We start from the raw sequence: 12,194 nt of genomic DNA, 5'->3' as shown, positions 1-12,194 counted from the left end.
CTTATGCGTTCCACAAATGGTCCAAATCCAATTCCTTGGACACGGCGATCAGTACTACCGCGGGTTCCTCCCCAATATTGGTTACTTCGTGGGGAACGATGGCATTCCAGCTGAATGAATCCCCCGCTTCCAGAATCTCTACGTCCTCACACTGCTCTGCGCGAATTCGGCCTTGCAGAACCAGATGACTCTCTTCTCCGGCGTGCTTATTAACCCCAGTCGATGCACCTGCTGGCAGCTCTACAATGGACATGCGCATGGCACCCTTTGCCGTTAGATGCTGTACTTTGATCTGCCCACTTCCGGCAGTCGTCTCTTTGCGCTCATCCTTGCGCACCACGTTCATCCGCTGCTCCGGTGACAGCAGCAAGTATGGCAGTGGCACTTCCAGATAATCCGCGATACTTTCAAGCGTCGCGATGGACGGTGATGTTTTATTATTTTCCACGTTGCTGATAAACCCCTTGGATAGCCCCGTACCCTCGCACATTTGCATGATGGTGATCTGTTTTTGTTTGCGGATCGTACGAATGGCTAGACCAATATCCATGTTGCAATCCTCCCCCTTTGATCTGTATATCCGATCTGTATACTCAACACTCAATCTTATTCCGCTTTAGGTTCATAAAAAACAATCCGGTTACCAAACGGATCAATCACTGTCATTTCCCTTAGGTTCCACGGTGTGTCGGTAATGCCAGGTCTGGAATGCTTGTACTTTTTCCGATTGAGCGCCTCACATAATACATCGAGCGCATCCGTTTCTATGCGTAAAGCCGCTCCAGGCGTACAATCGCCATGATGTCCGGATAGATGCAATTGAATGGAGTCCAAAGATACCTGCATATATAGCGGCAAATCTGGCTCAAACCGATGTTCCCAATCCAATCGAAAACCCAGATATTCCAGGTAAAACTCCTTCGCCTTGTCTTCATCAAATATCCTCAGAATAGGTACGATTTCGTTGAGCATCATTATCACGTCCTTGGGAGTAATATGTGGATTACTTTGGCGATCCGCCTGCTACATCGTTATAGAGCATTATAGATTTCTTATACGGAACATATTTTCATAATACAAAAAAAATATTGACCCTACAATGGAATCATGATAAATTTTGTTCATCAATAAGAATATTAATTTCATATTAGTGAACTTTATTTGATTACTCATTTCTTATCAGGTGGTGGTTGCATTGAATTATTCATTGACTTACGAGGTTCGGCTTCCTTCCGATTACAATACAGAACAACAATATCCCGTTATCTTTGCCCTGCATGGCATGGGTTCGGATGAACAGGATATGCTTCGCTTAATGGAGCCTCTTCAGTCCGATTTTATTATCGTCGCCGTACGTGGGCCTATTGTTCAGGGTAGCGGCTACGCCTATTTTCAAATTAAAAGCATTGGCAATCCCGTCCGTGAGTTGTTCGACGCCTCTGTTCAGGGACTGCAACAGCTAATGGTTGACTTGTCTGCCAAATATGCCATTGACCCGGTACGGCGTTATATCGCCGGATTCAGTCAGGGAGCCATTATGGCGATGACGCTCTCGCTGATCATGGGAGATGCAATCAAGGGAATTGTAGCCATGAGTGGTTACATTCCGCAATTTGTGAAAGACGAATACAAGATACAGCCCAACTCGGAGTTATCTGTATTTATATCGCATGGCGATCAGGATCATCTCTTCCCGCTGCAACTTGGCGAAGATAACGCCAGCTTCTTCCGTGAACAGACCAATAACGTTACGTTCGTTCCATATCACGGTGGACACCAAGTCACCCCCGATTTATATCAACAATTTCAACAATGGCTTCGGACGGATGCCGCCAAGCTGACTGCTGAAGACCCGAAAGGACTGAATTCATAATGATGCCATCCCTGTTTATTGCTCACGGTGCACCATCACTCGCACTGGAGGAAAATGCATACACTGAGTTTCTGCAAAAACTTGGACAGGAACTGCCGAAACCCAAAGCGATCGTATTGTTCTCTGCTCACTGGGAATCTACAACTCAATTGGTTTCTTCAGTAGCCAACTACGAGACCATCTATGATTTTGGCGGCTTCCAGCCCGAGCTGTATCAGATCAAATACCCTGCACAAGGACATGAAGAGACAACAGCGGAGATTCAGCGCCTGTTCGGGGATGCTGGTATTCCGGTGGAAAGCGACTCTGTTCGTGGTCTGGATCACGGTGCTTGGGTTGTGCTTCGCCTGCTCTATCCGAATGCGAACATTCCGGTCGTTGCTTTATCCGTGAACCGTTATCTGTCCAATGAACAGCAGTATCAGGTTGGGCAGGCACTCGCCACATTGCGTGAGCAGGACGTTCTCGTCATTGGCAGTGGTGGGACGGTACACAACCTGCGTCAGTTAAACTGGGAAAGCGCAGGCGTTGACACTTGGGCCTTGGCGTTTGACAACTGGCTGCAAGACAAACTTGTGAGTTGGGATACAGCGTCCCTATTCGCCTATGACAAGCTGGCGCCATCAGCCCAAGCAGCCGTGCCTACGCCAGAGCATTTTGTACCATTGCTGCTCTCCATGGGTGCGGGAGATCAGAACAAGCAGGCATCACTCCTGTTCAAAGCCTATCAGTATGGCAACCTGAGCCTGTCCTGCTGGAGATTTGATTGATCGATTGATATAACACCTTATATAAAAATAACCAGACACTCGTGCGAACTCGCACGGGTGTTTTTAGTGATATGACCTTTTTTGCATAATGCTGGGAGTTGTAAAGCAAGCTATAATAACATTTAGTGGAAATGACCAAGCTGTAATTAAGGAATACTCTTTCTACACCTATCACATCTTTCTGGGAGGAACATTCGAAGTGGCTGAACAACCAAAGTCTGAGAGCTTAATGTCTCTCGTCAAAAAGGGGAACACATCCTCGGCTGTAGCTATGGCAGGAAATGCTGTACTTGCACTGTGCAAAGGAGGAGCCTTTCTATTCAGTGGCAGTGGCGCCATGTTCGCCTCGGCGATGCACTCTCTAGCCGATGCCATCAACCAAGGGTTTGTCTTTGTCGGGAGTGTGTTGTCCGAGAAAAAACCTACACGCCGCTTTCCGACCGGATTCGGGCGAGTCATCAACATTTTCTGTATGATTGCCGTTATCGTTGTTACCATTATGGCGTATGAAACGATCCATGAAGGCATTCATCTGTTACTGCATCCAGCTGCTCATTCCGGTGGTATCTGGATTAACATCGGCGTGCTGGTGCTTAACATTGTGATCGATGGAGCCATTTTGATTAAAGCAATGAAAGAAATTCTACACGAAGCACGTGCGCCCAAAGCGTCAGGCCTCGCCCTGTTCCCTGCTGCGATCAAAAATGTAGGACGTGCCGCGCCGCCAACACGCCTTGTATTTTACGAAGATATTGTAGCGGTACTCGGTGCGACACTCGCACTGATCTCTGTCGTTGTCATTGCACTGACCAATTTTGCATTGCTCGATGGAGTCGTGACAACCATTATTGGATGCCTGATGATCGCTGTCGCTTTCCGTGTAGGTTATGACAATATGATCGGACTGATTGGTGTAGCGGCTCCACAGGATGTTGAGGATAAAGTATCCCAGACCATTCTGGCAGACTCTCATGTTGCAGATATCCAGATGATGCGCATTATTCAGGAAGGTCGTTATTACCACGTTGAGGGTCTGATCGAACTGACCAAAGGATTGAGCCTTGCCGATGCAGATGATATCAAGTTCCGTATCCAAGAGAAGTTAATGACAGATCCAGACATCGCCGATGCGGCCATCTCTATTATCGAAGATGATGGTGTGAACAGCTGGGGCAAGAAGCATTCTGATGTGGTGAAATAAGGGCCTGCTCCCTTTTATAAAAGATAAAAGAAGCCTACTCTTCGCGGAGTGGGCTTCTTTACATAGCAAACAACGTGACATAGCTAATATAACTCCATGGCTGCTAAAGTTGGGCTAAACTTGTTGGTTAGAATTCGCTGAGTGACCAGCATGGGGTTTACTTCTGCCACCTTGCTTCATGCCCATCTTCATCAATTTATCCAGCCATTTCAGACGGAACGCCTCAGTGGAGCCTTTGATTGGACTAATCTCGGTTACACGTACCGGGGAGACCCCGCAGAATTTGAGAATATTGGATTTCATGACCCGGTGCCCTGCATGTCTGTAAATCAATCGATTGTACCAGCGTGGTGTATCCATGGTCACAATGATGTGGGCAGACCTTCCTTTCAGCAATTTGTCCCATAGGGGTGAGTCCTCCCGATCTTTCATCGCGAATCCAGGCAAAAACACCCGATCAATAAACCCTTTCAAAATAGCAGGCATCACTCCCCACCACGTCGGATATACAAACACCAGATGGTCCGCCCATCGGATCAATTCCTGAGCTCTCACCAAATCAGGCTCCAATTCCGTCCGCTGACGGTACCCGTACTGAAGATTGAGATTAAACTGAATATGGCTCAGGTCGATCAGTTCCACAGAACTGCCCGATTGTCGAGCTCCTTTTATATAGGCTTCTGACAGTGCTTTGCAGTAACTTTGCGGATCGGGATGACCATTAATTACCAAAATATTTGACTTCATACATCTGTTCCTCCTGTATAATAAAGTTCATGAAGGCCGAAGAAGCAGGCATATCACAAGCATAGAATGAACGCATACATAAACAAATGATCAACGGCGCCAAAACATTGCTGATTCGCGCAAAAGGGGGTAGCATGAACAACCATAATCACGGTGTGTCCATTTCCATGTTGTATCCGATTATGAAGACGCTGGTGAACAAAGGGTACGAATCCGAAGCGTTTTTCGAGTACGTCAGCTTAGATCCTGCTATTATGCAGAATCCGGAAGCACGTATTCCAGTTGAAGAGTTGGAACGGATTATGCAGTATGCTGCGAGATACTCGGATGATCTGTATTTTGGATTGAACCAGGGACAACTGCTGGACTTTGCGGACCTTGGCCTTCCTGGTTACGTCATGATGCATTCCAAGACGATTGGAGATGCACTCGCTGCTTATCAACGATATAACATCATTCTATATAGTGGATTTAATCTGGATTGGAAAGTAGCCGGAACGGATTTGATCCTTCAATTGTCTTTGCAAAATTCGGAGAAGCAGATGTCCCGTCATTGTGTGGAAGATATGGCTGTCTCGATGATGTATTTGATCAGCAAACTGGCGAATCGCCGGGTGGAGTTAAAAGAGGTTCAGTTTAGTCATCAAGCCCCCGATGCTTCAGGCGATCTATCTCCTTATGTTGGCATGTTCGGAATAGAGCCTCGATTCGGGGCTACCCGTACACTCCTGCGAATGCACAAAGACATTCTGGATCAGCCCGTATTATATTCGGATGCAAGAATGCTGAAGGTCTTTGAAACCATGGCTCAGGAAAGCAAAGATGAGCTTCATTCATCTCAATCCTTCTCTGGCAAAGTAAGTCGATGGATGATGGAGAGCCTACCAACCTTCTTTCCCACATTACAACACACCGCAGAGTATCTGGGCGTGAGCATTCGCACACTTCAGAGCCGATTGCGTGAAGAAGATACAACGTATCATGAGATATCCGTTCAGGTACGCAAGGAAATGGCATTGCGATATTTGCAGAAGGGAACCTATTCCGTGGGGGATATTGCGTATGCCTTACATTTTTCGGAGCAAAGCGCGTTTCAGAATGCCTTCAAAAAGTGGACGGGACAGACTCCCGGGCAATACCGTTCCAGTCTCAAACAGCCCATGCAGCCCCGTAGTTGAATAATCCCGAATCCAATCCTCCTAAGGGGATTAGTGATTACATGTTTTGAACCTAGACTTTAGTCTAGGTGAAGTTTAACTCCAAAGACCGAGGATACCCTTTTGCGGTTCATGGTATGCTGTGAATAACGAGAAAACATACTCCATGACCGTTCGGGAATTGATCTTGTATTGAAAAGGAGAGATATCATGGCTAAACGCACCATCCTTGCGCCTGTGCTTATTTTGCTCGGCGTGTACCTGATTTTGAACCAGGGAGGTTCACTCGGTCCAGGTACAATCTTTGCCACGTTCTGGCCCACCCTATTTGTAATTCCATTGGGTTTATTCTTCCACTGGCTGTACTTCTCCATGATTGGACGAGGGATCGGATTACTTGTTCCCGGGGGCATCTTGCTTACGGTAGGTGTTGTCTCCCAGATCGCCATGCTTTTTGGTAACTGGAGCACGATGTGGCCTGGCTTCATTCTTGCGGTAGCGGTAGGTCTGTTCGAATTGTATTGGTTCGGTGGCCGTAACAAATGGTTGCTGATTCCGATCAACATTCTGACGGTTATCTCACTGTTATTCTTCGCCGTCATGTCGATTGGCACGATGCTGAACAGTCTGTCCTTTATCCAGCCATTCTTGGCGATTGTGCTGATTATGGGTGGGGCGTGGATCATTGTGGGTCGCAAAAAGCGCATGTAAACTTCTGATTGTTTCCACTTGACCACTCCGATGACAGAACAACTTTTGATCGCTGTTACCTCCAGATTTTCTTGATTCCCCTTTAATAAAGGGAAAAATCCGGAGATAAAGGCGAGCGCTTCGCTTCTTCAGTTTGTTCTGTCCTCTCCGTTAACGTGTAAACTAAATAGAACAAAACACTTGAGCTATTTGCTCTGAGGCAGAGTAAAAATGTAGGGGTGCAGCTCGTCATTTAATTGAAATGACGAGCTGCACCCCTATTTATTCTAACGAACTGTACACGCGCTATTGGTGGTTATTAACTCCCATTGGAGTTTTAATGAATTAGAGAGACGCTGTGCATCTCACTCGAATACCTTTTATTTGCTATGCATTTTAAATTCGAGGAACAAATCGTTATAATGCGAGAGCATTTTTTTGCCCAGATTATTGTACACTTCCAGCTTACCCGTCAGTGTCTCATCTGGATAGAATCGTTCATCCTCCGAAATATCCTCTGGCAGCAGCTTCAATGCCTCGGCGTTCGGTGTAGAGTACCCTACATATTCAGTATTACGAGCCGCATGATCAGGGTCCAGCATGAAGTTGATAAACTGATGAGCACCTTCAATATTACTCGCGGTCTTCGGAATGACCATGTTATCGAACCAAAGGTTCGAGCCTTCCTCCGGAACCACGTAATCCAGCTTGTCGTTCTCATCCATAATTTCTGACGCATCACCGGACCATACGAGTCCTACCGCCGCTTCCTCGTTTGCCAGCAGCATTTTGATCTCGTCTCCGACAATCGCTCTGACGTTAGGCGTGAGGGTGGACAGTTTCTTCAAAGCTTCCTGCAGATGATCTTCGTTCGTATCGTTCAACGAATACCCGAGGCTGTTCAGCCCCATGCCCATGACTTCACGGGCACCGTCGAGCAGCAGGATTTGATTTTTCAAACGTGGGTCCCACAGATCATTCCAGCTCTCAAACGTTAACCCATCGACCAGTTCAGGATTGTACACAATACCCACCGTTCCCCAGAAGTAAGGGATGGAGTACTTGTTGCCCTCATCAAAGGATAGGTCCATGAACCGGGAGTCGATGTTGCTCAGATTGGGCAGCTTGCTGTGATCCAGCGGAATGAGCAGGTTTTCCTCTTTCATTTTGCTAATCGCATACTCAGAAGGAATCGCCACATCAAACGTCGTTCCGCCCTGCTCAATCTTGGTTAACATCGCTTCGTTCGAATCAAACGTCTGATAGATCACCTTGATGCCGGTCTCTTGTTCAAATTCCTTCAGCAAATCAGGGTCGATATAATCGCCCCAGTTGTAAATCGTCAGCGTGTTGCCGCCGGAATACCCCTGACTCTTGTTCAGATACGAAGCGAGAATCATCAAGGCAAAGGCAGCCACAAATACAATCGCAAATGTCCGAACCAGTTGCTTCATGGACGCAGCCCCCTTCCCTCAGGCGTTCGCGTTGCACGGCGGTTAATGAAGTAATACCCAACCACCAGCAGCACCGTCAGCAGGAACAGCAGCGTGGACAGCGCATTGATGGACAATGACACACCCTGCCTTGCTCTTGAATAAATCTCCACAGAGAGTGTGGAGTATCCGTTACCCGTGACAAAGAATGTTACCGCAAAGTCATCAAGCGAGTAAGTCAATGCCATGAAGAATCCGGCAAAAATACCCGGTTTAACGTATGGAAGCACGACACGAGTTAGGATCTGCCATGATCCAGCACCCAGATCGCGCGCCGCATCCATCAATGTCGGGCTCATCTCCTGAAGCTTTGGCAGTACCATAATTACTACAATCGGCACGCTGAATGCGATATGAGACAACAATACCGAAGTGAATCCAAGCTTGATGCCAATCATGGTGAATAGAATCAGAAAGGATGCACCAATGATGACATCCGGACTAACGATCAGCACGTTATTGAGTGACAGCAACGTATTCTTGGTCCGTTTGCGCCGCACATGGTAGATCGCCAGTGCCCCTGCCACACCGAGCATCGTCGAGATCGCAGAGGACAGGAGCGCAATAATGAACGTATTGAGTACAATGATCAGCAGCCGGGTATCGGCAAATACTTCCCTGTACCATTTCAATGTAAATCCTTCGAAACCGCGCATATGCCCGCCACTGTTGAAGGAATAGAAGATCAGATACGCAATCGGTGCGTACAGTATGGCGAATACAACGGCCAGATAGACGTTAGACAGCTTTCCGTTTCTTCCCATTACGCACCTCCTTCTTGCCTGATCCAGTCAGGAACATAATGATCGCCATCGCAATAATCAAAAAGACGGCAATCGTCGAACCCATCCCCCAGTCCTGGGTGACGAGAAAATGCTGCTCAATCGCTGTTCCCAGCGTAATTACCCGGTTCCCCGCAATAAGGCGGGTAATCATGAACAAAGATAGCGCCGGAATAAATACGGCCTGACAGCCGGATTTCACTCCGCTGAGCGTCAACGGGAAGATAACCCGGCGGAACGTCAGCCATGACGATGCCCCAAGATCCCGGGCCGCATAGATCAGCGAAGGATTCATCTCTTCCAACGCGTTGAAGATCGGCAAGATCATGAATGGAATGAAGATGTACACCGAGACAAAGATAAAACTGAAATCGGTGAACAAAATCTGTTGCGTGCCAATACCCACCACTTCCAGTAAGGAATTGGTCAAGCCATACGTGCCGAACAGGCCGATAAAGGCGTACGCTTTTAACAACAGATTGATCCAGCTTGGCAAAATTATAAGCAGCAGCCACAGCTGCTTGTGCTTCGTACGAGTCAGTAGATACGCCGTCGGATACGAGACCAACAGCGAGAACACCGTGATCAGAAATGCATACCAGAACGAGCTCAGGGTCATCTGCATGTACACAGGTGTAAAGAACCGAGCGTAGTTACCCAGCGTGAAATTACCTTCCACATCGAAGAACGAGTAATACACCACCAGCAGAACCGGAGCAACTACAAACAACACCATCCATAATACATATGGAATCAGATACGCATTGCGTGTACTCGCCTTAGTCTGCATGAACGGCCTCTTGATAGGCTTCCAGACGTTTATCGAACTCTTCTTCCGTCTCATTAAAGCGCATGACGTGGATGGCTTCCGGGTCAAAATACAGTCCAATACGAGCGCCTACGACGGCTTTCTTCGTGGAATGCACCAGCCACTCATTACCCGCATCATCGTATGTGGATATCTCGTAGTGCACCCCACGGAACAGCTGGGAGTCCACGTTGACCTGCATCTTGCCCTGTTCCTCGGTTGTAATCTCCATATCCTCTGGACGGATCACAATCTCTACAGGCTCGTCCCGCTGCAAACCCTGATCGACACACTCGTACTCTGCGCCAGCGAATTCCACCACAAAATCTTGCTTCATTTTGCCGGATACAATGTTCGATTCACCAATAAAGTCCGCCACAAAACGGTTAATCGGCTCATCATAGATATCATTCGGTGTTCCGCTCTGTTGAATGACGCCGCCGTTCAGGACAAAGATCTCATCTGACATCGCTAAGGCTTCTTCCTGATCATGCGTGACAAAAATAAACGTAATGCCCAATCGCTGTTGCAGCTCACGCAGTTCATACTGCATTTCTGTCCGCAGTTTCAGATCGAGCGCCGAGAGCGGCTCGTCCAGCAGCAAAATCTCGGGTTCATTCACAATCGCCCGCGCAATGGCGACACGCTGCCGTTGTCCGCCAGACATCTCGCCAATTTCACGGTTTTCATAGCCAGAGAGATTGACGAACTTGAGTGCTTCCAGCACTTTGCCTTGAATTTCAGCGGTTTTCATTTTTTTGATCCGCAAACCAAAAGCTACGTTCTCAAATACGTTTAAATGTGGAAATAACGCATAATCCTGAAATACGGTATTCACCTGCCGCTGGTGAGCCGGCACTTGGTTAATCAGTGCTCCGTTAAAATAAATACTGCCCTGTGTCGGCTCCGCAAAGCCGGCGATCAGGCGCAATATCGTTGTTTTCCCGCAGCCTGACGGGCCGAGTAGCGTATAAAATTTACCCCGCTCAATCTCGAAGCTGACCTCCTTCAATACGGCTTCATCCTGATCGTATTGCTGGGTCACCCGGTCGAACCGGATAATCGGTTGTTGTTCTGACATGCTTCATTTCGCCCCCTTTAAACTTGAGGTATACCTTGAGCCTGTACACTTCTTTTCATGCATGCTTCATTACAAATCCCATCTATTATATATGATTCAGCTATATCCGCAATGGTTTTGATGTAAACGCCATGTGTTATTTCTTCTTATTCTCACAAATACAGCATACATTACGGGTATATGTCGATATCTACGCATCCATGTAGAGCGATTTCATGAGGATTTCGGAATCAAGTCATGTGAAAGGAGTCCTGTTCGTGGATATTCGTCGTAACCTGCCTTTGCTGATGATCATTTGTTTTCTGAGTCAGATGGGCGGTTTCATGATCCTGCCCCTGTTCCCTTTGTTTATTGAGGAATTCGGCCTGTCCGGCTGGATGATGGGGGTTATTTTTGCACTCTTTTATGTCGGTAAAGTGATTGGCGGGGTGCCCGCTGCGGCACTCTATCGAAAAATTGGGGGCAAGCGGGCACTTATTGCCATGCTGCTGCTGCTCGCTGTTTGTATGGGCGGTTTCGCTGTATCTTCTGCGGCGCTCGTATTCGGTCTGCTGCGGCTGCTGCAAGGGCTCGCTTCTACCGGACTTACAGTCGTCGTGCGTTCCATCATCGGGGATGAGGGGAATGTCGACAACCGGGGGCTGTACAACGGTTACATCAGCAGCAGTGAAGGCGGGGGCATGGTGCTGGGTCCGGTCATCAGCGGCTGGCTCTCGTTGCATTGGCCTTTATCGGTGCCTTTTTTACTCGTTACCGTGTGCTGCCTGATGGCTGTGGTTGCAGCAATGGGGATGAAGACAGCAGCAAAGCCCAATCCTGTATCTGAAAATGTGGCGGACGGCCACGACTTAAGCGAGTCTCCAACGCATGCCAAACCAACGCAAACGCCTGCCGATTATACAGTTTCTCCAGTAAACGCTACTCCTAGCCCAATCACTCCTGAACCGTCCACCGGACTTACCCGGCGGCAGCAACTGATTGGCTACGGTACGGTTCATTTCCTAGAGATGAGTGCTTATGCCGTGTTTCTGACTTATTTTGCATTGTATGCAGCTCATATCATGCAGTGGGACCCGTTTGCGATCAGTCTTGCCTTTACCGTCGTTGGTATTTCTACACTCGCGGCTGCTCCGATAGCCGGTTACCTGTCTGATCGGATGGGTGATCGTCTGCTGCTCTGCATGTTCGGCATGCTGATGATTGGTATCGAAGTGGTCGTTTTTCTGAGCACATCTTCGTATGTGCTGGTTTACGTGGGCATGCTGATCGGTGGCGTAGGCGGTGCATGTTACATGGATTCGTTCTTTGCTCATATCGGGGATCATATCCCGGACGAGGGTAGGAGCTCCGTCATCGGCAAAATTGTCTCTGTGGCAGAGATCGGTTCCATCGTATCGCCTCTGGTGGCTGCGCTGCTTGTGGAGCGTGGATCGCTGTATACCGTGTTTGTGTTCAATCTGCTTCTCATTGCTGCTGCAATTGCCGTTCAGGCAGTGATGCGCAGCCGTTACAGATCGAAACGAGTGTAGACGCACAAGACTGCCCACATCTGTGGGCAGCCTCCATTCATTTATTTATTCCTAATAAAGTTG

The 12,194-nt window shown here is 48.0% G+C and carries 13 protein-coding genes; 6 read left to right on the top strand and 7 right to left on the bottom strand.

Annotated elements, in window-relative coordinates; translation table 11 throughout:
- Position 1: 1 nt before the first annotated feature.
- A complete protein-coding gene (locus AC4PM4_RS10860) occupies positions 2-550 on the bottom strand; it encodes a helix-turn-helix domain-containing protein (protein WP_064641803.1) in 549 nt (182 codons plus the stop codon).
- Between the two features lie 56 nt (positions 551-606).
- The gene (locus AC4PM4_RS10855) at positions 607-975 is read right to left on the bottom strand and encodes a glyoxalase superfamily protein (protein WP_491613593.1); all 369 of its coding nucleotides are present in this window, start codon (positions 973-975) and stop codon (positions 607-609) included.
- A 220-nt stretch (positions 976-1,195) separates the two neighbouring features.
- On the opposite strand from AC4PM4_RS10855, the gene AC4PM4_RS10850 reads away from it, so the two are divergent.
- The 3 genes from AC4PM4_RS10850 (at position 1,196) to AC4PM4_RS10840 (ending at position 3,844) form a co-directional block, all read left to right on the top strand.
- Positions 1,196-1,873, top strand: coding sequence for an alpha/beta hydrolase (locus tag AC4PM4_RS10850; protein ID WP_491613592.1), 678 nt, complete (start codon positions 1,196-1,198; stop codon positions 1,871-1,873).
- Entirely contained in the window at positions 1,873-2,643 is a 771-nt protein-coding gene (locus tag AC4PM4_RS10845; RefSeq protein ID WP_491613591.1) for a DODA-type extradiol aromatic ring-opening family dioxygenase, read from the top strand. The genes AC4PM4_RS10850 and AC4PM4_RS10845 overlap by 1 nt, the downstream gene beginning before the upstream one ends.
- Before the next feature lie 199 nt (positions 2,644-2,842).
- The gene (locus tag AC4PM4_RS10840) at positions 2,843-3,844 is read left to right on the top strand and encodes a cation diffusion facilitator family transporter (RefSeq protein ID WP_095206212.1); all 1,002 of its coding nucleotides are present in this window, start codon (positions 2,843-2,845) and stop codon (positions 3,842-3,844) included.
- Positions 3,845-3,958: 114 nt separating this feature from the next.
- Here AC4PM4_RS10840 and AC4PM4_RS10835 read toward each other — a convergent pair whose 3' ends face one another.
- Positions 3,959-4,591 carry an NAD(P)H-dependent oxidoreductase gene (locus AC4PM4_RS10835; protein ID WP_072733691.1) on the bottom strand — a complete coding sequence of 211 codons (633 nt, stop codon included), beginning with the start codon at positions 4,589-4,591 and terminating at the stop codon, positions 3,959-3,961.
- Positions 4,592-4,725: 134 nt separating this feature from the next.
- Between AC4PM4_RS10835 and AC4PM4_RS10830 the strand changes: the two genes are divergently transcribed.
- Positions 4,726-5,769, top strand: a complete 1,044-nt coding sequence (locus tag AC4PM4_RS10830; protein ID WP_079695544.1) for an AraC family transcriptional regulator — start codon at positions 4,726-4,728, stop codon at positions 5,767-5,769.
- Between the two features lie 189 nt (positions 5,770-5,958).
- Positions 5,959-6,459, top strand: coding sequence for a hypothetical protein (locus AC4PM4_RS10825; RefSeq protein ID WP_491613590.1), 501 nt, complete (start codon positions 5,959-5,961; stop codon positions 6,457-6,459).
- Positions 6,460-6,818: 359 nt separating this feature from the next.
- On the opposite strand, the gene AC4PM4_RS10820 is transcribed toward AC4PM4_RS10825, so the two are convergent.
- The 4 genes from AC4PM4_RS10820 to AC4PM4_RS10805 are packed head-to-tail and all read right to left on the bottom strand — an operon-like array spanning position 6,819 to position 10,602.
- Entirely contained in the window at positions 6,819-7,892 is a 1,074-nt protein-coding gene (locus AC4PM4_RS10820) for an ABC transporter substrate-binding protein (protein ID WP_063567200.1), read from the bottom strand.
- A complete protein-coding gene (locus tag AC4PM4_RS10815; protein WP_491613589.1) occupies positions 7,889-8,695 on the bottom strand; it encodes an ABC transporter permease in 807 nt (268 codons plus the stop codon). The genes AC4PM4_RS10820 and AC4PM4_RS10815 overlap by 4 nt, the downstream gene beginning before the upstream one ends.
- Positions 8,670-9,503: an ABC transporter permease gene (locus tag AC4PM4_RS10810; RefSeq protein WP_024632841.1), complete on the bottom strand. Its 834-nt coding sequence runs from the start codon at positions 9,501-9,503 to the stop codon at positions 8,670-8,672. Before AC4PM4_RS10810 ends, AC4PM4_RS10815 begins: the two co-directional genes overlap by 26 nt.
- Positions 9,493-10,602, bottom strand: a complete 1,110-nt coding sequence (locus AC4PM4_RS10805) for an ABC transporter ATP-binding protein (RefSeq protein WP_063567198.1) — start codon at positions 10,600-10,602, stop codon at positions 9,493-9,495. Before AC4PM4_RS10805 ends, AC4PM4_RS10810 begins: the two co-directional genes overlap by 11 nt.
- A gap of 215 nt (positions 10,603-10,817) precedes the next feature.
- Between AC4PM4_RS10805 and AC4PM4_RS10800 the strand changes: the two genes are divergently transcribed.
- Positions 10,818-12,131, top strand: coding sequence for an MFS transporter (locus tag AC4PM4_RS10800; protein ID WP_491613588.1), 1,314 nt, complete (start codon positions 10,818-10,820; stop codon positions 12,129-12,131).
- Positions 12,132-12,194: the final 63 nt, after the last annotated feature.

Source organism: Paenibacillus sp. MDV22-iso6 (genome assembly GCF_058408365.1).
Note: the sequence above shows the minus strand (reverse complement) of the source record. Positions and strands in the feature narration are given on the sequence as shown.